We start from the raw sequence: 21402 nt of genomic DNA on the forward strand, positions 1-21402 counted from the left end.
TCATACCTCCGTACGCAGCATCCGCATGTACACCAGCGAGAACAGGGCGCCCACCAGCAGCAGGAGCAGGGCCACCGCCGTGCCGTAGCCGAGCAGGTTGTTCTTGAACGCCTGCTCGTACATGAACAGCGGCAGCGTCTGGCTGCGGTCGCCGGGACCGCCGCGGGTCATCGCCCAGATCAGCCCGAAGACCGAGAGGGTCTGCAGGGTGTTGAGCATCAGGTTGGTGGCGATCGAGCGCCGGATCATCGGCAGCGTGACGTGCCACAGCTTCCGCCAGCCGCCCGCGCCGTCGACCTCCGCCGCCTCCGTGATCTCCTTCGGGATCTCGGAGAGCGCGGCGGAGTAGACGAGCATCGAGAAGGCCGTGCCGCGCCAGATGTTGGCGAACGACACGGCCAGGATCGGCAGCGTGTACAGCCAGTTCTGGCTGGGCAGATGGAGCCAGTCCAGCACGGAGTTGAGCGTGCCCTCGCGGCGGAAGAAGGCGTAGAGCAGGAAGCCCGCGACGACCTCGGGCACCACCCAGGCGGTGATGACGATGGCCCCGGTGACGGTGCGTACCGTCTTCGAGGCCCGCTGCATCAGCGACGCGAGCGCGAGCCCGAGCGTGTTCTGGCCGACGATCGACGACAGGATCGTGAACACCAGCGTCAGCCAGACGGCGTTGACGAAGCCCTCGTCGTCGAAGGCGGTACGGAAGTTCTCCAGGCCGACGAACGACGACTCGGCCTGGCCCGACAACTGCAGGTCGGTGAAGGCGATCCACACGCAGTACGCGATCGGGCCCGCCAGGAACAGCAGCATCAGGACGACGGAAGGACCCACGGGCAGCGCCCGCAGCAGCGCGCGCAGCACGGAGCGGGGCGGCTGCGGGTGCTTCTGCGGTCCGGTGCGGCGGCGGCCGCCGCCCGCCTGGCCGGGGACGCGCACCGCTCCGGCGGCGGCGTCCCGGGGCCCGGCGGGGGCGGGGGTGTGCTTGCTCACCATGGCCTCTCGGGCTGCTCGGGCGGCTACTTCTCGACCACCTCGCCGTCGGTGATCGAATCGAGCTGTTCGTCATAGCCCTTGGCGGCCTCCTCGGCGGAGGCGTCGCCGGTGGTCACCTGCTCCATGGCCTCCTGGATGGCGGTGGAGACCTGCGGGTAGACCGGGAGCGCCGGGCGGTAGTGGGTGTCCTCGACCAGGCCGGTGAAGAACTCGACGCCCGGGACGTACGCCTGGTACTCCGGGTCGGCGGCGACATCCTCGCGGACGGCGATCTGGCCGTTGGCGATGGTCAGCCGGGTGTTGTTCTTCCGCGACTGGGCGACCTTCATGAACTCGAAGGCCAGATCGGGGTTGTTGGCCTTGGCGGGGATGGACCAGGCCCAGCCGCCGGACATGCTGACCCGTCCCGGCGCCTCGCCGTTCTGGGTGGGCATGGCGGCCTGGCCGAGCACCTCGGTCCACTCCGGCCACGGCTTGGGGCCGGTCTCCAGCCAGTTGTTCGACATCCAGGAGCCGTCGAGGTCGATGGCGAGCTTGCCCTCGGGCAGCCACTCGGTGCCGACCTTGGTGCCGATGTTGGGGTCGAGGGCGTCCTGCGGGTCGGGGCCGAGGCCGTCGTTGTAGACGGTGTGCACGAAGTCGAGGGCGTCGGTGAAGCCCCGGCTGCCGGCGACCCACTTCTTCGACTGCGGGTCGTACAGCGGGTCCGCGCCCGTGCCGTACAGCAGCATCTCGAAGCCCTGCATGGACGCGGCCTCGCCGGCGGGCTTGCCGGTGTAGACGTTCAGCGGGATGACGTCGGGCAGCTCGCGCTTGATGGTGCGGGCGGCGTCCAGGACGTCGTCCCAGGTCTTCGGCTGCCAGTCGGTGGGGAGCCCGGCCTCGGCGAACAGCTCCTTGTTGTACCAGAGCCCGCGGGTGTCGGTGCCGTCCGGGACGCCGTACGTCTTGCCGTCCTGGCCCTGCGCGGCGGTCTTCGCCGTGTCGATGTACTGGCCCCAGTCCTTCCAGTCCTTGAGGTAGTCGTCGAGGGGGGTCAGAAGCCCCGCGGCGATATCGGAGTTGATCAGGAAGGTGTCCTCGTAGACCAGGTCGGGGGCGGTCTTGGGGGACCGCAGCATCTGCTGGACCTTGGTGTAGTACTGCTCGTCCGGCACTTGAACGGGGATCAGTTCGACCTTCTTGCCGGGGAACTTCTCCTCGAACTCCTTCTTCACCGCCTCGATCTCGCGGTCGAAGATCTTGTTCTTGGCGTCGGTGGACTTCTTGAACTGGATTTTGACCGTGTCCGGATCGCTGCCGGAGTCTCCGCAGGCGGAGAGCGCGGTGGCGGCGAGGACGGCGGTGAGCGCGGTGGCGAGCATGGGGGAAACGGGGCGGTGCACGGCGGGACCTCCCTGCGGCTCGGGCGAGGATGCGGAGAAAGTACGGCTGTCCGGATGTCCGGTCAATCCTTCTGACAAGGGCTGTCCCGTATCGGTGACAACGTTGTTGTACCGACGGTTTCCAGTGCTGTGCCGACTGATTTCAGCCGCCGGCGGGCCGGAAGCTTTCGCGCGGAGCCGCGTGACGGGCCGTCAGGGGCGGGAGCCGGACCAGCGGTAGCGGAGCTCGGGGCGGCCCACTTGGCCGTACTGCGGGGCGCGGACGGCGTGGCCGGTCTCCGCCAGGTGCTCCAGGTAGCGGCGGGCGGTGATGCGCGACGTGCCGGTGGCCTCGCCGGCGGCGGTGGCCGTGAGGCCGTCGTCGCCCGCCCGGCGCAGGGCGTCGGTGACGGCGGCGAGGGTGGGGCCCGACAGTCCCTTCGGCAACGCGGCCTGCGCCGGGGCGCGGAGAGCGGCGAGCGCGCGGTCCACCTCGTCCTGGCCGCCGGCCTCGCCGACGGCGGCGTGGAACTCGGCGTAGCGGACGAGGCGGTCGCGCAGGGTGGCGAAGGCGAACGGCTTCAGCACGTACTGCACGACGCCGAGGGACACACCCTCCCGGACCACGGCGAGGTCGCGGGCGGAGGTGACGGCGATGACGTCGGCGGCGTGCCCTGCGGTACGCAACGAGCGGAGCAGGGCGAGGCCGTGGCCGTCGGGGAGGTAGAGGTCGAGCAGGATCAGGTCGACGGGCACCTGGTCGAGGACCCTCGCCGCCTCGGCACGCGACCGCGCGGCCCCGGCGACGGTGAAGCCGGGCACACGCTCGACATAGAGCCGGTGCGCATCGGCGGCGACGGGATCGTCCTCGACGACGAGCACCCGGATGGGCGCGGAGCGCCCGGCCACGGTCACCGGTCCCCCCGGCGGGGGCGCGCGTCGGCGGTGTCCGGCTGCGCGGCGGGCGTACGGGGGGCCGAACCAAGGGGTGCGGTGGGCGAGTCCGCGGGACCGGTGGGCCGGTACGGGGGCGGAGCGGGGTCGGTGGGCGGCTCGGCGGCGCGGGCGCGGGGCACCGAACGCCCTGACCGGTCCGCGGGTTCGGCGGGCCGGGCCGGCTCTGGGCCGCGGCCCAGCGGCAGGCGGACCGTGAACTCCGCGCCGCCGCCCTCCGCGCCGGTCAGCGTCGCCTCGCCGCCGTGGCGGCGGGCGGCCTGGCGGACCAGGGCCAGGCCCAGGCCGCGGCCGGCGGGGCCCGCGCGCTTCGTGGTCCAGCCGCGGGCGAAGACCTCCTCTGCGCGGCTCGGGTCCACCCCCGGGCCGTCGTCCGCCACCCGCAGCAGCAGCTCACCGTCCGCCGCCAGTGCCGTGACCCGTACCTGCGGCTGCGCCGTGTCCCGTACCCCGGACGCCGTCCGGGTCCTCGCGCCCTCCGCCGCCGCGTCCACCGCGTTGTCGATCAGGTTGCCCAGCACCGTCACCAGGTCCCGCGGCGGCAGCGTCGGCGGGAGCACGCCGTCGTCGATGCGGCTGTCCGGGCTCAGCACCAGCTCCACCCCCTGCTCGTTCGCCTGCGCGGCCTTCCCCAGCAGCAGCGCCGCGAGCACCGGTTCCGTCACCGTGCCCGTCACCCGGTCCGTCAGCGTCTGCGCCAGCTCCAGCTCCGCCGTGGCGAACTCCACCGCCTGCGCCGTCCGCCCCAGCTCGATCAGCGAGACCACCGCGTGCAGCCGGTTCGCCGACTCGTGCGCCTGCGAGCGCAGCGCCTCCGCGAAGCCCCGGGCCGAGTCCAGCTCGCCCGTCAGCGTCTGCAGCTCCGTGACGTCCCGCAGCGTGACGACCGTGCCGCGGTGCTCGCCGCCCGTGACCGGCGAGGTGTTGACGACCACCGTGCGGTCCCGGGTCAGGTGCACCTCGTCCACCCGCGGCCCCGGCGACAGCAGCGCCTCCGTCAGCGGTGCCGGCAGCCCGAGGTCCGCGACCGGGCGGCCCACGACCTCGCCGCCGGAACCCATGCCCAGCAGCTCCCGCGCGCCGTCGTTGACCAGCGCGATCCGCCCCGCGCCGTCGAGCATCAGCAGGCCCTCGCGGACCGCGTGCAGCGTCGCCTGGTGGTAGTCGTGCAGCCGGCTCAGCTCACCGGCGTTCATGCCGTGCGTGTGCCGCCGCAGCCGCGCGTTGATCAGGTATGTGGCGAGCCCCGCCAGCGCCAGCGCGCCCGCCGCGACGTACAGCACGGGCATGAGCTGCCGCCGCACCTCGTCGCTGATCGTCTTGACGGTGATCCCCGCGCTCACCAGCCCGACGATCCGCCCGTCGTCCGCCCGTACCGGCGTGACCACGCGGAGCGACGGGCCGAGCGTGCCGGTGTACGTCTCGGTGAAGGTCTCGCCGCGCAGTGCGCGGGCGGTGTGGCCGAGGAACGCCTCGCCGATCACGTCCGGGTTGGGGTGGGTGTAGCGGGTGCCGTCCGGGGCCATGATCGTGATGAACGTCACCGACGTGTCCCGCCGGGCGCGCTCGGTGTACGGCTGCAGGACGTCGGACGGGTTCCCGCCGCCGGTGATCGCCTCGGCGACCCCCGGCGCCGCCGCCACGGACCGCGCCGTGGACTCCGCCTGCCGGGCCGCCGCCTCCTCCGCGCGGTCGTGCGCCGTGACGTACATGAAGACCGCCGCCCCGGCCACCATGAGCGTGACCAGCACGACCTGCATCGCGAAGAGCTGGCCGGCCAGGCTGCGGGGACGGGGGAGGCGCATGGCTCCAGTGTCGCCGGACCGGTCACGTGAACGAAATGAACGCAACGGTGACGCCGTCCGCGGCGGCAGACATATTCACCGGAACCACAGGGAAACCGAGCCGTGAGGAGGCAGCGACGTGGCTGCACCCACCCCCGTGGCGGCCCGCGCCAAGCGGGACCGCACCCATTATCTCTACCTCGCCGTCATCGTCGCCGTGCTGGCCGGCGTCCTCGTCGGCTTCGCCGCGCCGGACGCGGCCGTGGAGCTCAAGCCGATAGGCGAGGGCTTCGTCAATCTGATCAAGATGATGATCTCGCCGATCATCTTCTGCACGATCGTGCTGGGCATCGGCTCGGTCCGCAAAGCCGCCAAGGTCGGCGCGGTCGGCGGGCTGGCGCTGGGCTACTTCCTGGTGATGTCCACCGCCGCGCTGGCCATCGGCCTGGTCGTCGGCAACATCGTGCAGCCCGGCGACGGCCTGCACATCACCGACGAGACCCGCAGCGTGGGCGCCGACCAGGCCGCCGCAGGCGACGCGGAGTCGACCACCGAGTTCCTGCTCGGGATCATCCCGCACACCATGGTCTCCGCCTTCACCGAGGGCGAGGTGCTGCAGACGCTCTTCGTGGCGCTGCTCGTCGGCTTCGCGCTGCAGGCCATGGGCCGCGTCGGCGAGCCGGTGCTGATCGGCATCGGGCACATCCAGCGGCTGGTCTTCCGGGTGCTCGCGATGATCATGTGGGTGGCCCCGGTGGGCGCGTTCGGCGCCATCGCCGCGGTCGTCGGCGAGACCGGCGTGGACGCGCTGAAGTCGCTGGCCATGATCATGATCGGCTTCTACGTCACCTGCGCGCTGTTCGTCTTCGTGGTGCTCGGCCTGGTGCTGAAGTTCTTCACCGGCATCAACATCTTCCGGCTGCTGAAGTACCTGGCCCGGGAGTTCCTGCTGATCGTCTCCACCTCCTCCTCGGAGTCGGCGCTGCCGCGGCTGATCGCGAAGATGGAGCACCTCGGGGTCTCCAAGCCCGTCGTCGGCATCACGGTGCCGACCGGCTACTCCTTCAACCTCGACGGCACCGCCATCTACCTCACCATGGCCTCGCTGTTCATCGCCGAGGCGATGGGCGACCCGCTCACCATCGGCCAGCAGATCTCGCTGCTCGTCTTCATGATCGTCGCCTCCAAGGGCGCCGCCGGCGTCACCGGCGCCGGCCTGGCCACCCTGGCCGGCGGGCTCCAGTCGCACCGGCCGGAACTGGTCGACGGCGTCGGCCTGATCGTCGGCATCGACCGGTTCATGAGCGAGGCCCGGGCGCTGACCAACTTCGCGGGCAACGCCGTGGCCACGGTCCTCATCGGCACCTGGACCAAGGAGATCGACAAGGACCGCGTCGAGCAGGTCCTCGCCGGCCGGGTGCCGTTCGACGAGGCGACCCTGGTGGACGACCACGCGCCCTCGCCTGCGGAGCAGCCGGAGGCCCCGGCGGACACGCGGCTGGAGCCGGGGTCGCAGCCCGTCAAGGTCTGAATAACCCGTTACGAATACGGAAACACAGGACAACCATTCGCCCCCCGGGCCGGTCTCCTTGGACAACATCGAGAACGGGCTGGGGGGCCAGTGGAGCAGCCGCACGTCAGCGTGGTCATCGCCGCGTACAACGCCATGCCGTACCTGACGAGGTGCGTCGAATCGGTGCTTGAGCAGAGCCTGCCGCCGGAGGCCGTCGAGATCGTCGCCGTCGACGACGGCTCGACCGACGGCACCGGCGAGGAGCTGGACCGCTTCGCCCGGCTGCACCCGGGGCGGGTCCGCGTCGTGCACCAGGCGAACTCCGGCGGCCCCGCGGCCCCCCGCAACGCCGGCATCCCGCTGGCCCGCGGGCGGTACGTGTTCTTCCTCGACGCCGACGACTACCTGGGCCCCGAGGCGCTCCAGCGGATGTCCGCGATGGCCGACGAGAACGGCTCGGACGTCGTCGTCGGCAAGCTCGTCGGCGTCGGCGGGCGGAAGCCGCCGACGTCGATGTTCAAGCGCGACCAGCCCGACGCCGACCTCTACAGCTCAAGGGTCTTCTGGGTGCTCAACCCCATGAAGCTGTTCCGCCGCGAGCTGATCGAGCGGCACGGGCTGCGCTTCCCCGAGGAACTGCGCACCGGCGAGGACCAGATCTTCGTGACGAAGGCGTACCTGCACGCGGCGAAGATCTCCGTCCTCGCCTCGTACGACTGCGTGTACTACGTGCTCCGCGACGACGGCGGCAACCTCACCACCACCGTCCGCAAGGCCCCCCGCACCAGCCCCGGCGGCTCCGGCACGCTCGCCGCGATGTTCGCCCTCGTCGGCGAGAACACCCCCGCGGGCCCGCGCCGCGACCACCTTCTCACCCGGCTCTTCGGGGTCAACCTCCAGCGTGCCCTGCGCGGCGTGCAGCGCGAGAGCGACCCCGACCGCTCCCGCCGGATGTTCGCCGCGCTGCACGAGCCCGTCGCCCGCTGGTACAGCGAGACGGCGATCGCGAAGCTCCCGGCGATCGTCCGGCTCCAGGGCGAACTGGTGCGCCGCGGGCTGTACGACGAGGCGGTGGCGGTCGTCCGGTACATCGGCAAGCGCCGCGACGCGCTGGACCGCGCGGGCGGCGCCAAGCCGGTGCGCTGGCTGGCGCCCGCCGACTTCACCGTCGAGGGCGGCCGGGTCTTCGCCCACTACCCGTACTTCCGCGACTCCCGTCTCGGCCTGCCCGACGCCGTGTTCGACGTCACCCGCCAGGTCGGCGCCCGCTCCTTCATCCGGCCCGGGTCCGTCACCGTCGCCCAGGACCGCCGGGACTCCCGGGTGTTATCGGTCCGCGGCCGGCGCCGCGTCCGGCTGCCCGCGGTGGCGCTGGAGCTGACGGCGACCCGTGAGAGCGACGGGCGTACGGTCACGGTCGCCGTCCCGGCACCCGCCGACGAGCATGTGAACACCGCCACATCCGACCCCGGCGCGAGCGGCAAGCGGACGTTCTCGGCCCGTATCCGGCTGCCCCAGCCCGGCACCTGGCACCTCGCCCTGCGGATCGCGGGAAACGGCAGGTCGGAGCTGCCTTTGCAGGCCGTACGGGTGGAGAGCGCGAACCCCGCGCGGGCGCTGCTCGCGTGGCTCGGCCGGGGCAACCGGGGGGCGGTCCGCCCGGCTTCCTGATCACGGGGAGGTGACGATCTCGTGCTCAACTCGTAACCGGGTACAACTTTGCGCATCATTCGGACGTCTTTCAGTCGAGCCGAATTCACCCCGAATTCGGCTGACGCTCACGATCACCACCAGGAGCAGCAGTGTCGACAGGCGCCCCCACGGAGCCGACAGAGAGTACGTCCGGCCAGGCCATCCGAACCACCGCCGTGGTACTGGCGGGCGGCACGGGGCAACGCGTGGGGCTCTCCATACCCAAGCAACTCCTGAAGATCGCCGGGAAGACCGTGATCGAGCACACGCTCACGGTCTTCGAGCAGGCCGACGGCGTCGACGAGATCCTGGTCCTCATGGCCCCCGGCTACGTCGAGGACGTCGAGCGGATCGTCGCCAAGGCCGGGCTGACGAAGGTGCGCCGCGTGCTGGAGGGCGGCGGCACCCGCAACGAGACCACCGAGCGCGCCATCGCCGAGATCGGCGCGGACCTCGCCGAGGGCGAGGACGCGAACGTCCTCTTCCACGACGCCGTACGCCCCCTGTTGTCGGCCCGCGTCATCGCCGACTGCGTCACCGCCCTGGAGCGCTACCAGGCCGTGGACGTCGCCATCCCCTCCGCCGACACGATCATCGTCACCCGGCGGCACGGCGAGGACGGCGAGTTCATCACCGACGTCCCGGACCGTTCCCGGCTGCGCCGCGGGCAGACCCCGCAGGCGTTCAAGCTCTCCACCATCCGGCGGGCGTACGAGGTGGCCGCGGGCGACCCGAACTTCCAGGCCACCGACGACTGCTCGGTGGTGCTCAAGTACCTGCCGGACGTGCCGATCCACGTGGTCGCGGGCGACGAGTACAACATGAAGGTCACCCACCCCGTCGACGTCTTCATAGCCGACAAGCTCTTCCAGCTCGCCTCCACCTCCGCCCCCGAGCACAGCGACGAGGAGGCCCACCGCCGCCTGCTGGAGGGCCGCACGCTCGTCGTCTTCGGCGGCTCGTACGGCATCGGCGGCGACATCTGCGAGCTGGCCCGCGGCTACGGCGCCCACGTCTACCCGCTCGGCCGCTCCACCACCGGCACCCACGTGGAGAACCCCGCCGACATCGAGGCGGCCCTGCGCCGCGCCTACGACGAGACCGGCCGCGTCGACTACGTCGTCAACACCGCCGGCGTGCTGCGCATCGGCCGGCTCGCCGAGACCGACGACGCCGCCCTCGAAGAGGCCCTGCGCGTCAACTACCTCGCCCCGGTGCAGATAGCCAGGATCGCCCACAAGTACCTGGCCGAGACCCGCGGCCAACTGCTGCTCTACACCTCCAGCAGCTACACCCGCGGCCGCGCCGAGTACAGCCTCTACTCCTCCACCAAGGCCGCCGTCGTCAACCTCACCCAGGCGCTCGCCGACGAGTGGGCCGGCGACGGCGTCCGCGTCAACTGCATCAACCCCGAGCGCACCGCCACCCCGATGCGCACCAAGGCGTTCGGCGAGGAGCCCGCCGGCTCGCTGCTGGCCTCCGAGGCCGTCGCCCGCACCTCCCTCGACGTGCTGCTCTCGGAGATGACCGGCCACGTCATCGACGTACGACAGCAGGATCCGACCCGCGGCTCGCGCGTGGACCGCGCGCTGGCCGCCGTGCTCGACCGCAGTGAGGGCGGCGCCGAGGCAGGTGTGCGGTGACGGGGGCACTCCTTCGCCTGGTCCGGGTCGGCAGCCCCGCGGAGTTCGCCGCCGCCGCCCTGATGCTGGTCTCGTACCCGCTGATGCTCGTGGCCGCGCTGATCCCGAGCCTCGGCATGTTCGCCGGAGTGGCGGTCGTGAGCTACGTCTCCGACCACTTCCTGCACCGCCGCAACGTCTACCTGCTCACCCGGCTCTCCCGGGCGCGCGCGGGCCTGACGCTCCGCTTCATGCTGCGGCAACTGCTGCTCGTGCTGCTGCTGGCCCGGATGGGCGTCACGGGCGACACCCTCGGATACGAGGCCATCGCCTGCTTCGCCCTCATCGCCACCCTGCAGGCGCCGCACAGCGGTCTGCTCACGCTGCTGCGCAACCGCCGCAAGCTGCCCGTCGTCACCCGCAACATCGACCTGGCGCCGCTCGGCATCTCCGACGCCGCGCCCCGGGTGCTCACCCACCGGGCCGCCGAGAAGGTCCAGCACCTCGACCTGTTCGCCGTCACGGGCGTGCTCGTCGCCGCCGAGACCGGGCGGGGCGCGTACGGCTACGCCGGCATGGGCGTGACGCTGGGCCTGACGCTGCTGTACATCCTCGTGGTGGCGTACCACCTGCGGCCCGGCGCGCTGCCGCCGAAGAGGGACGCAGTGCTGGAGTGGTTCGACGAGTGGCTGCGCGCCTACCGGCCGACCCTGGTGCTCTACTTCTCCGGCACCAAGGAGTCCACGTACCAGATCAACATGTGGCTGGAGACGCTGGAGGAGCTGGACGAGCGGCCGCTGCTCATCGTGCGCGAGCAGCACACGCTGCCGGGGCTGGCCTCCACCACCGTGCCGGTGGCGTGCGTGCCGTCCGCGGTGCACCTGATGAACATGGACCTGGCGTCGGTACGGGTCGCGCTGTACCCGGCGAACGTCGGCAAGAACATCCACCTGCTGCGGGTGCCCACGATGAAGCACGTCTTCATCGGCCACGGCGACAGTGACAAGGTCGCCAGCATCAACCCGTACGCCAAGGTCTACGACGAGGTGTGGACCGCGGGCCGGGCCGGGCGCGACCGCTACGCGCTGGCCGACGTCGGCGTCCGCGACGACGCCATCGTGGAGGTCGGCCGCCCGCAACTGGCGCCGATCCGCCCCGCCGGGGCGCCCGCCGCGGACCGCATCCCCACCATCCTCTACGCGCCGACGTGGGAGGGCTGGACCGACGACCCGGGCAACACCTCGCTCATGCTGGCCGGCGAGAACATCGTCCGCCGGCTGCTCGCCGCCGACCCGCCGGTGCGCGTGCTGTACAAGCCGCACCCGTTCACCGGCATGGTCAGCCCGCTCGCCAAGGCCGCCCACGAGCGCATCGTCGCCATGGTCGAGCAGGCCCGTACGCAGCGCGCCGCCGACCCCCGCTGGGTGCGCGCCGCCGCGGCCGAGCAGGGCGAGCGGGAGGCGGCGCGGGCCGAGCTGACCCGTATCGAGGCGCAGTTGGAGCGCCTCGGCCGGCTCACCGACGACGGCGCGGACGAGGCGCAGACCTCCCGCGACGCCGTGGTCGACCCCGCCCGCGAGGCGGAGGCGGCCCGGCTGAAGGAGGAGTGGAACGACGCCTACTGGCGCTCCTTCGGCTGGTGGGAGCACCGCGTCGTCACCGGCGACCGGCCGCGGCTGTACGACTGCTTCAACGCCTCGCACGGCATGGTCTCGGACATCTCCAGCGTCGTGTCCGACTTCATCGCCAGCGGCAAGCCGTACGCGGTGACCGACTCGGCGGGCCTGGGGGAGCAGGAGTTCAAGCGCCAGAACACCGCGGTACGGGCGGCGGTCATCCTCGCCCCCGACGCCGTCAGGATCGACGAGCTGCTCGCCGCCGTCCCCGACCCCGCGGCCGACCCGCTGCGCGGTGCGCGCGAGGAGCTGAAGGAATATCTGCTCGGACCCGACGAGCCCGCCTCCGTCGTCCGCTTCGGCGAGGCGGTGCGCGCGCTGGCGGAGAAGTCCGAGCGCCGCAATCTAGAGCGCGCCGTCTGAAGGAGACCCGCACGATGACCACCCCTGCGGACACGGCCGCGGCCGGACCCATACCCGACGTGACGGTGATCACGGGCGCGTACAACTCGATGCCCTACATCACCCGCAGCGTCACCTCGGTGCTGGAGCAGACCATCGGCACCGACCGGCTCCAGATCCTCGTCATCAACGACGGGTCCACCGACGGCACCGGCGCAGAACTGGACCGGCTCGCCGCGGAGAACCCGGGGCTGACCGTCATCCACCAGGAGAACTCCGGCGGCCCGGCCGGTCCGCGGAACGTGGGTCTGGAGCGGGCCACCGGCCGCTACGTGTTCTTCCTCGACGCCGACGACTACATCGGCCGCGAGACGCTGGAGCGGATGGTCCACCTGGCCGACACCCACGGGACCGACGTGGTCGTCGGCAAGATGATCGGCGTCAACGGCCGCAACGCCCCGACGTCCATGTACCACCAGAACCTGGCCCGTACCGACGTGTTCAGCTCCCGCGTGTACTGGACGCTGAACCCGATGAAGCTCTTCCGGCGCGAGCTGGTCGAGAAGCACCGGCTGCGCTTCCGGCCCGAGCTGCGGGTCGGCCAGGACCAGCCGTTCACCAGTGCCGCGTACCTGAACGCCGACGGCATCAGCGTGATCGCCGACTACGACTGCGTGTACTGGGTCAAGCGCGACGACGGCGGCAACAACACCTCCGTCACCAAGGGCACCGCGCCGCGGATCCGCTTCCTGCGCGCGATGTTCGAGCTGGTCGGCGAGTACGTGCCGGAGGGCCCGCGGCGCCACCACCTGCTGGCCCGGCACTACACCATCGACCTGCCGCACACCATCCGGCAGTTGCGCCGCGAGAAGCACGCCTCGGACCAGCGCGAGGCGTTCCACGACATGCGGCGGCTGTTCGACGAGTACTACAGCGAGGGCATGGCGGCCCGGCTGTCCGCGGTGGAGCGGCTGCTGATGGAACTGGTGCGCCGCGGCGACCTCGACGACCTGCTCACGGCGTCGAAGTACCACAAGAAGCTGGGCGACCGCGAGGCGGAGCATCTGACGGAGAACGGCCGGGTCTACGCCCGGTACCCGTTCTTCCGCGACCCTGCCAGGAACATCCCGGACGAGTTCTACGACATCACGGACGAACTGCCCATCCCGTTCCGGGTCGGCACGGCGGAGCTGGACCCCGCCACCGGCGTCGTCCACTTCGCCGGGAAGATCAAGGCGCCCGCGCCCGACGGCTGGAGCGCCCCGCCGGAGATGCTGCTCAAGCAGCGCGGCGGCATCGTCCAGCACCGGCTGCCGCTGACCGTGGCCGAGTCCCGGGACGACGCCGGCTACCAGGACTTCCGGCTGGACATCGATCCGGCGACCGCGGGCGGCGGCGAGCCGCTCGCCGAGGCGCTCTGGGACCTCTCGCTGGCCTCCGGCGACGCCAACGTCACCCGGTTCGGCGACGAGAACAACCGGGGCCTCGCCAAGCAGCCGGCGATGCACGCGGCCCCCAAGCACGCCGGCTCCGGCCAGGTCGTCACCCTCTACGCGATCCGCTCCACCGGCCACCTCACCCTGGAGCTGGGCGAGATCAAGCACCACGCGGCCAAGCGGTTCGACGTCGCCGCCCAGGCCGTGACGCGCCGCGACGAACTCGTCGTCGACGTGCGCGCCACCGTCTCCGGGCTGCCCGCGGACGCGGTGCGGCTCGACGTCGAGGGCCCCACAGGCGTCGTCGCCTCCGCCGTCGCCCAGCCGGGCAAGGCCGCCGGCGCCACCCGGAAGTACCGCGCCCGGCTGCGGCTGCCGCGCGAGGCCCGCAAGCGGCGCGACGCCTTCACGCCGCAGGTCACCGTACGCGCCGGGAGCCTCGCCTGGACCGTGCCCGTCAGCCCCGCCGAGCCCGCCCCGGCCGACGCCGGACCGCCGGCCGGCCGGAACGTCGTCACGGTGCTGCGCCGGCTCGCCGCGCGCAAGTGACGTCGAGGCACGGCAGGCGTACCCCACACCACCAGCACCGTTACCCGGAGGGTTGATGCACGGCCAGCAGGCCCCGGCGCTCGAAGCGCACGATCCGACCGAGCGCCGGTCCCAGCCGGACGCCCAGCGCGCGGCCGGCCCCGGCCGGGGGTTCCGCCCCGATGTCGAGGGCCTGCGGGCCGTCGCCGTCGGGGTGGTGCTGCTCTACCACGCCGGCGTCCCGCTCATCTCCGGCGGCTACGTCGGCGTGGACGTCTTCTTCGTCATCTCCGGCTTCCTGATCACCGGGCTGCTGGTGCGCGAGCTGGAGCGCAGCGGACGGATCTCCCTCACCGGTTTCTACGCGCGCCGCGCCCGCCGGCTGCTGCCGTCGACCGCCGTCGTGCTGGCGGCGGTCGCGCTGCTGGCGTGGCTGCTGATGTCGCCGGTGGAACGCAAGACGGTCGCCAAGGACCTGGCCGCGGCCGCGCTGTACGTCGTCAACTGGCAGCAGGCGTCGCTCGCCGTCGACTACTCCGCGCTCGGCGCCGACGCCAGCCCCGTACAGCACTTCTGGTCGCTGGCGGTCGAGGAGCAGTTCTACCTGGTCTGGCCGCTGCTGATCATCGCCATCGGCTGGTGGTGCACGCGCCGCGGCGGCAAGGCGGTGCGCCCGCGGCTGGCCGTCGCGCTCGGCGCCATCGCGGTGGCCTCGTTCGCGTACTCGGTCTACCTCACGCAGGAGGAGGCCGGCGCCGCGTACTTCTCCACCTTCACCCGCGGCTGGGAGCTGGCCGTCGGCGGGCTGGTCGCGCTGGTGCCCGCGGACGCCTGGCGGCGGCTGCCGGGCCGGCTCGCCGGCGGGCTGGCCCTCGCCGGGCTCGCGGCCATCGCGGTGGCCGCCCTCGGCTTCTCCGACGAGACCCCCTTCCCCGGCTCCGCCGCCGCGCTGCCCGTGCTGGGCGCCGCCGCGATCATCGCGGCCGGCGCCGCGGCGCAGGACACGGTGGGCGCGAAGCTGCTGGGCACCGCGCCGATGCGGTACGTGGGGCGCATCTCGTACTCCTGGTACCTGTGGCACTGGCCGGCCGTCGCCTTCGCGACCGTCAAGTGGCCCGGCATCACCACCGCCCAGCTCTCGGTCGTCGTCGCGGCGAGCTGGGTGCCCGCCGCGCTCACCCACAAGCTGGTGGAGAACCCGGTACGGGTCTCGCGCGCCCTGGCGCCGGTGGGCCGCGGACTCGTCCTCGGCCTCGCCTGCACCGCCGCCGGCGCCCTGCTTGGCTGGCTGACCTGGGCCACCGTGCCGACCATGAAGCTCGCCGACCCCTCGCAGGCCGTCGGCGCCGCCGCGCTGCAGGACTCCACGAAGGTCCAGGAGTCCGCCTCCGTGCTCAGCCCGCTGCCCGAGGACGCCGACGCCGACGAGGGCGCGGTGTACGGCAACGGCTGCCACGCCGGGCAGCGCGACACCGAGGCCGAGGGCTGCGTCTACGGCGACAAGAAGTCGGACACCACGGTCGCGCTCTTCGGCGACTCGCACGCCGCGCAGTTCTCCCCGGCGCTGATCACCATCGCCGAGGAGCGCGGCTGGCGGCTGGTGATCCTCACCAAGTCCGCCTGCACGCCCGCCAAGGTCACCATCTACAACCGGCAGTACGAGCGCGACTACACCGAGTGCGACGACTGGCGCGCCTCCGCCGTCGAGCGCATCGCGGCGGAGAAGGCCGACCTCGTCCTGGTCGGCAACCGCGACGACCAGGCGGCCATGCGCGCCGGCGACAAGCTCGACGGCGACGACAACACCGCCGCCCTGCGCGAAGGGATGGCCGCCACGCTGCGCGAGCTGAAGGAGAACGGGGCGGACGTCACAGCGTTCGCCGACATCCCGTACCCGCCGCAGGACATACCCTCGTGCGTGTCGGGAGCCACCGACCAACTCACCGACTGCGCGTTCCCGCTGCGCGAAGGGCTGGGATACGAGCAGGTCACCACGGAGGCGGCGAAGCGGACCGGGGTCGACGTCATCGACCTCGCGCCCGAGCTCTGCCCGGACGGTACCTGCCCGGCCGTCATCGGCAACGTGATCGTCTACCGGGCCGGTGAGCACATCACCGAGACGTACATGCAGACGCTCACGGGCTGGCTGGACGACCAGTTGCCGGAGAGCGTCGGATGAGAGAAGGACTTCTGATGCCGACGCAGCCAATGCCGCCGTCGCTGGTGCCCACGGTGCCGCGCGGCGGGCGCCTCCTCCACATAGGTCCGCACAAGACCGGCACCACCGCGCTGCAGGGCGCGTTCCACAGCGCCCGCGACCGGCTGCCCGCGTACGACGTGGTCTACGCCGGCAGCAAGCGGCAGCCGGTCGCGGCGGCGCTCGCCAAGATCGGGGTGGAGTTCCCGGGGCCCGCCGGCACGCCCGTACGCGAAGAGCTCGACGTGTTCCTGCAGCGCGACCGTCCCGGCATGGAGCGCTGGCGGCGGCTGGTGCAGCAGTGCGAGCAGGCCGGCGACCGGCGCACGGTCATCAGCACCGAGTACTTCTCCAACGCCGGCGACGACGCCGCCCGCGAGGTCGTCGCGGAACTCGGCGGCGGGGGGCGGGTGCACGTGGTCGTCACGCTGCGGCCGCTGCTGAAGATCCTGCCGTCGCAGTGGCAGCAGTACGTGCGCAACGGGCTGCGCTCGTCGTACGAGGACTGGCTGGAGGCCATGTTCCACCGGGAGCCCTGTATCGAGCCGACGCCCAGCTTCTGGCGCCGGCACCGGCACGACGAGCTGATCGCCCGCTGGGCGGCGGCCGCGGGCCCGGAGAACCTGACCGTCCTCGTACAGGACGAGTCCGACCAGCAGATGCAGCTCCGCGTCTTCGAGGAGTTCGCCGGGCTGCCCGCCGGGTTCCTCGTCTACGACGAGCGCGACAACCGGTCGATGACCCACGGCGAGGCCGAGCTGGTCCGGCTGCTCAACGAGGAGTCGCACCGCCGCGGCTGGTCGGTGGAGCGGCACGGCAAGGTCGTACGCGCCGGGGCGCTGCGCCGGATGCGCGACAAGTACCAGCCCGGCCGCGACGAGGCGCGCGTCACCACCCCCGAGTGGGCGGTGGCCGAGGCCACGGAGCTGGCCGAGGAGATGACCGCCGCCATCGCCGCGCTCGGCGTGAACATCGTCGGCGACCTGGCGTCGCTGGCGAAGCGGCCGAGCGCACCGGCCGCGCCGCCGGCCCAGGCGACGATCCCCGCGGCCGCGGCGGCGCAGGCCGTCATCGGCGCGCTGCTCGCCCAGTCCTCGCTCGACACCAGGGCCGCCGCCGAAGCGGCCGCGCACGATAGCAAGGCCGCCGCGGCGGCGAAGGACGCCACCGGGCCGAACTCCTCCGGGTCCGGCGCGTCCTCCGCCGCCGGGACGGCTGCCACCCCCACGCCCGAGCCGGCGCCCGCCGACGCCTCCGCCGGAGGCCGGGGCGGCGCCACCAACCCGCTGCGGAGCGCCGCCAGGCGCGGCCTTCGCCGTATCCGCCGATAACCAGAAGGACCTGCACGGATGTCGTTGAGAATCACTGTGATCGGCACCGGCTACCTCGGTGCCACGCACGCCGCCGCGATGGCGGAGCTGGGCTTCGAGGTGCTCGGCCTGGACGTCGTCAAGGAGAAGGTCGAGCTGCTGTCGGCGGGCAGGGTGCCGATGTACGAGCCGGGCCTCGAAGAGCTGCTGCGCAAGCACGTCGCGGGGGTCGAGGGCGCGACGGGGCGGCTGCGCTTCACCACGGACTGGGACGAGGTGGCCGCCTTCGGCGACGTGCACTTCGTGTGTGTCAACACGCCGCAGAAGCAGGGCGAGTACGGCTGCGACATGAGCTACGTCGACGCCGCGATCGACACCCTGGCGCCGCGGCTCGGCCGCCCCTGTCTGGTGGTCGGGAAGTCGACGGTGCCGGTGGGCTCCGCGGCCCGGCTGGCGCGCCGGCTGGCCGAGCTGGCCCCGGCGGGCGAGCAGGCCGAGCTGGCGTGGAACCCGGAGTTCCTGCGCGAGGGCTTCGCCGTCGAGGACACCCTGCGCCCCGACCGCGTCGTCGTCGGGGTGGCGAGTGAGCGCGCCGAGGAGCTGCTGCGCGAGGTGTACGCGGGTCCGGTCGGCGACGGCACGCCGTTCGTGGTCGCCGACTACCCCACCGCCGAGCTGGTGAAGACGGCCGCCAACTCCTTCCTCGCCACGAAGATCTCGTTCATCAACGCCATGGCGGAGATATGCGAGGCGGCGGGCGGCGACGTCGTCAAGCTGGCCGAGGCGATCGGCTACGACGACCGGATCGGCAAGAAGTTCCTGCGCGCCGGGATCGGCTTCGGCGGCGGCTGCCTGCCCAAGGACATCCGGGCGTTCATGGCCCGCGCCGGCGAACTCGGCGTCGACCAGGCGCTGACGTTCCTGCGCGAGGTCGACTCGATCAACATGCGCCGCCGCGCCCACATGGTCGAACTCGCCCGCGAAGCCTGCGGCGGCACCTTCCTGGGCCGCCGGATCGCCGTCCTGGGCGCCGCGTTCAAGCCCGACTCCGACGACGTGCGCGATTCCCCCGCGCTCAACGTCGCCGGGCAGATCCACCTCCAGGGCGGCCAGGTCACCGTCTACGACCCGAAGGGCATGGACAACGCCCGCCGGGAGTTCCCCACGCTGCGCTACGCGGACTCCGCCGAGTCCGCGGTCAGCAGCGCCGATGTCGTGCTGCACCTCACCGAATGGAGCGAGTTCCGCAACCTCGACCCGCGCCGGCTCGCCCGCGCCGCAGCCACCGCGCACCTCATCGACGGCCGCAACACCCTGGACCCGGCGCCCTGGCGCGCCGCGGGCTGGACCTTCCGCGCCATCGGCCGTCCCGCGCTCTGAACCTACTCCCGTACCACTCCGCAGCACCCCCACACGAACGGAACCGCCCCCGCCATGAAGCACCTTCTCATCCGCTCAGGTAAGAGCCCCTTCCACGTCCCGACGACGACGGAGGTCATCCAGCAGGACCTCATCGGCACCAACTCCGGGAACCTGCTCTTCAGCGACGCCGTCCACAAACTGCTCCTGACCCCGGACACCGACGTCACGTCCAACGGCATCAAGACGGACTACTCCAAGGAGCGCGCCGCCCAGATCAACGAGGAGTACGACGCCTTCGTCGTCCCGCTCGCCAACGCCTTCCGGCCGTCGTTCGAAGCCTCGCTCAACCGGCTCACCAGGCTCATCGAGCAACTGACCATCCCCGTCGTCGTCATCGGCGTCGGCGCCCAGGTCGCCGCGGACTACGACACCGAGCGGCTCAAGGCCATCGAGCCGTCGGTGAAGAGGTTCATGAAGGCGGTCCTCAAGCGGTCCGCGTCGGTGGGCGTACGCGGCGAGCTGACCGCCGGCTACCTGAACGAACTCGGCTTCAAGGACGTCGACATCATCGGCTGCCCGTCGATGTTCCTCTACGGCGACACCTTCCCCGAGATCCGCACGACCGACGCCGGCATCACCGACGCCTCCCGGATCGCGATCAACGTCTCGCCGGACGCCGCCCGCGTCGGCCCCATCGCGGAGATCGCGCAGCGCGCGTACGAGCGCTTCGACGACCTCGTGTACTACGCGCAGAACCTCACCGACGCCGAACTGCTGCTCTGGGGCGACACGTCGGTGGAGAAGGGGCTGACCCCCGAGCTGCCGACCGCCGGCGCGCACGGCCTGCTGCGCGACGACAAGACGCGGGTACCCACCGACCCGTACGGCTGGATGGCCGAGCTGCGCGAGCGCGACTTCGCCTTCGGCACCCGCATCCACGGCAACATCGCCGCGCTGCTCGCCGGCACCCCCGCCGTCGTGCTCGTCCACGACTCGCGCACCCTGGAACTCTGCCGCTACTTCGGCATCCCGCACGAGATGCTGGCCGACCAGCCCGCCGACATGGACCCGGCCAAGGTGTACGAGAAGGCCGACTTCTCCGGTCTGCACACCGGCCACCGGGAGCGCTGGGACCGCTTCGTCCGCTTCCTCGACCGCAACGACCTGAAGAACACCTACTCCCACGGCGACGGCGGCGCCGCCTTCGAGAAGCGCATGGCCGATCTCGACCTGCCGCCCTCGATCCGGATGTGGGACGGCTCCGACGACGGCGCGTACGCCTACCGCTTCGCGTGGCTGCACGAGCGGGCGGACATCGCCCGCAAGCGGCTGGACGGCGCGGTGCGCCGCGCCACGGAGCTGAAGGAGCGCAACGAGGAGCTGGCCGGCGAGGTCGAGCGGCTGGAGAAGCGGCTCGCCGGTATCGAGCGGCGCGTCGCCGCCATGGACAAGCGGCCGATGGCGAGGCTCGGCGGGGTCTTCAAGGGCCGGGGCGGGCGAGGCTGATGGCGCAGCGGCAGGGCGCGCTCCCGCCGGGTACCCGGCTGGTGCACATCGGGCCGCACAAGACCGGCACCACGACGCTGCAGGGGGCGTTCCACCGCAGCCGGCGCGCGCTGGCCGCGCACGGCGTCCGGTACGCCGGCGCCTCCCGGCAGCCCGCGCACGCCGCCGCCGCGATCGCCGGCGGGACCCCCGTGCACAGCCTGGAGGCGCCGAGCATGGCGCACTGGGAGAAGCTGTGCGCGGAGGTCGCCGGCGCGGGGCGGCGGCGCCGGGTCGTCGTCAGCAGCGAGCGCTTCGCCAACGCGGACGCCGGTGCGGCGCGCGCGGTGGTCGACGGGCTCGGCGGGGAGCGGGTGCACGTCGTCGTCACGCTGCGGCCGCTGGTGAAGATCCTGCCGTCGCAGTGGCAGGAGTACATCAAGTCCGGCCACCAGCACACGTACGACAAGTGGCTCGACGGCATGCTGCGCAGACCGCCGTACCGGAAGCCGACGCCGTCGTTCTGGCGGCGGCACCGGCACGACGAACTGGTGACGCGCTGGGCGGACGCCGTCGGCGCGGACCGGCTCACGGTGGTCGTCGTCGACCAGGCGGAACCGCTGGCGCACCTGCGCGCGTTCGAGGGGCTGCTCGGCCTGCCGGACGGGGTGCTGGAGCCGGAGCAGGACGGGTTCACCAACCGCTCGCTGACCGCCGGGGAGGTGGAGGTGCTGCGCCTGGTGAACAAGGAGCTGGCCAGGGCCGAACGCCCGGCGCCGGAACGCAAGCTGGTGCGCGAGGCCCTGGTGCGCTGCCTGCGCGGAGCGCATGTGCCGCAGGACCCCGCGGAGCGGATCGCCACGCCCGCGTGGGCGCGGCGGGCGGCGGCGGAGGTCAGCGCGGAGATGGTCGCGGGGATCAGGAAGTCGGGGGTCCGGGTGGTGGGGGACCTGGACACGCTGGTGCCGGAGCCGGCTGCCGGGGACCCCGCGGGGTCTGCCGGGGCTACGGGGCCCGCGGACCCCGCCGCCGCGGAGCCGTCGCTTCCGGTGGGTGCGGCGTTCGCGGCGGTGACGGGGGCGCTGCTGGCGGCGGCGGAGGCGCCGTAGCGCCGGGCCCCGGGGGCGCGGCGGCCCGGCATATAGTC

The 21402-nt window shown here is 72.3% G+C and carries 14 protein-coding genes; 10 read left to right on the forward strand and 4 right to left on the reverse strand.

Annotation, left to right across the window (positions count from 1 at the left end; all coding sequences use genetic code 11):
* From OG946_RS27355 to OG946_RS27370, 4 genes are all read right to left on the reverse strand, one after another.
* Positions 1-990, reverse strand: a complete 990-nt coding sequence (locus tag OG946_RS27355) for a carbohydrate ABC transporter permease (RefSeq protein WP_442814496.1) — start codon at positions 988-990, stop codon at positions 1-3.
* A 23-nt stretch (positions 991-1013) separates the two neighbouring features.
* Positions 1014-2354 carry an ABC transporter substrate-binding protein gene (locus OG946_RS27360; protein WP_326800380.1) on the reverse strand — a complete coding sequence of 447 codons (1341 nt, stop codon included), beginning with the start codon at positions 2352-2354 and terminating at the stop codon, positions 1014-1016.
* 213 nt (positions 2355-2567) lie between these two features.
* Positions 2568-3269, reverse strand: a complete 702-nt coding sequence (locus OG946_RS27365; protein WP_326798647.1) for a response regulator — start codon at positions 3267-3269, stop codon at positions 2568-2570.
* Positions 3266-5113 (reverse strand): sensor histidine kinase, encoded by a 1848-nt coding sequence (locus OG946_RS27370; protein ID WP_326798648.1) that lies wholly within the window; start codon positions 5111-5113, stop codon positions 3266-3268. The genes OG946_RS27365 and OG946_RS27370 overlap by 4 nt, the downstream gene beginning before the upstream one ends.
* A gap of 136 nt (positions 5114-5249) precedes the next feature.
* On the opposite strand from OG946_RS27370, the gene OG946_RS27375 reads away from it, so the two are divergent.
* The 10 genes from OG946_RS27375 to OG946_RS27420 all read left to right on the forward strand — a co-directional run bounded on the left by OG946_RS27375 (position 5250) and on the right by OG946_RS27420 (position 21364).
* The gene (locus OG946_RS27375; RefSeq protein ID WP_326800381.1) at positions 5250-6623 is read left to right on the forward strand and encodes a cation:dicarboxylate symporter family transporter; all 1374 of its coding nucleotides are present in this window, start codon (positions 5250-5252) and stop codon (positions 6621-6623) included.
* Positions 6624-6713: 90 nt separating this feature from the next.
* On the forward strand, positions 6714-8276 hold the full coding sequence (locus OG946_RS27380) for a glycosyltransferase family 2 protein (protein WP_326798649.1): 1563 nt from the start codon (positions 6714-6716) through the stop codon (positions 8274-8276).
* Between the two features lie 182 nt (positions 8277-8458).
* Positions 8459-9940, forward strand: coding sequence for a bifunctional cytidylyltransferase/SDR family oxidoreductase (locus OG946_RS27385; protein ID WP_326800382.1), 1482 nt, complete (start codon positions 8459-8461; stop codon positions 9938-9940).
* A complete protein-coding gene (locus OG946_RS27390) occupies positions 9937-11958 on the forward strand; it encodes a hypothetical protein (RefSeq protein WP_326798650.1) in 2022 nt (673 codons plus the stop codon). The genes OG946_RS27385 and OG946_RS27390 overlap by 4 nt, the downstream gene beginning before the upstream one ends.
* Before the next feature lie 14 nt (positions 11959-11972).
* Entirely contained in the window at positions 11973-13922 is a 1950-nt protein-coding gene (locus tag OG946_RS27395) for a glycosyltransferase family 2 protein (RefSeq protein ID WP_326798651.1), read from the forward strand.
* A 55-nt stretch (positions 13923-13977) separates the two neighbouring features.
* Positions 13978-16080, forward strand: a complete 2103-nt coding sequence (locus OG946_RS27400) for an acyltransferase family protein (RefSeq protein WP_326798652.1) — start codon at positions 13978-13980, stop codon at positions 16078-16080.
* A gap of 14 nt (positions 16081-16094) precedes the next feature.
* The gene (locus OG946_RS27405; RefSeq protein WP_326798653.1) at positions 16095-17429 is read left to right on the forward strand and encodes a hypothetical protein; all 1335 of its coding nucleotides are present in this window, start codon (positions 16095-16097) and stop codon (positions 17427-17429) included.
* An 18-nt stretch (positions 17430-17447) separates the two neighbouring features.
* Positions 17448-18788 carry a UDP-glucose dehydrogenase family protein gene (locus tag OG946_RS27410; protein WP_326798654.1) on the forward strand — a complete coding sequence of 447 codons (1341 nt, stop codon included), beginning with the start codon at positions 17448-17450 and terminating at the stop codon, positions 18786-18788.
* 54 nt (positions 18789-18842) lie between these two features.
* The gene (locus OG946_RS27415; RefSeq protein ID WP_326798655.1) at positions 18843-20276 is read left to right on the forward strand and encodes a polysaccharide pyruvyl transferase family protein; all 1434 of its coding nucleotides are present in this window, start codon (positions 18843-18845) and stop codon (positions 20274-20276) included.
* Positions 20276-21364 carry a hypothetical protein gene (locus OG946_RS27420; protein WP_326798656.1) on the forward strand — a complete coding sequence of 363 codons (1089 nt, stop codon included), beginning with the start codon at positions 20276-20278 and terminating at the stop codon, positions 21362-21364. Before OG946_RS27415 ends, OG946_RS27420 begins: the two co-directional genes overlap by 1 nt.
* Positions 21365-21402 lie beyond the last annotated feature (38 nt).

The organism is Streptomyces sp. NBC_01808, assembly GCF_035917395.1.
GTDB lineage: Bacteria > Actinomycetota > Actinomycetes > Streptomycetales > Streptomycetaceae > Streptomyces.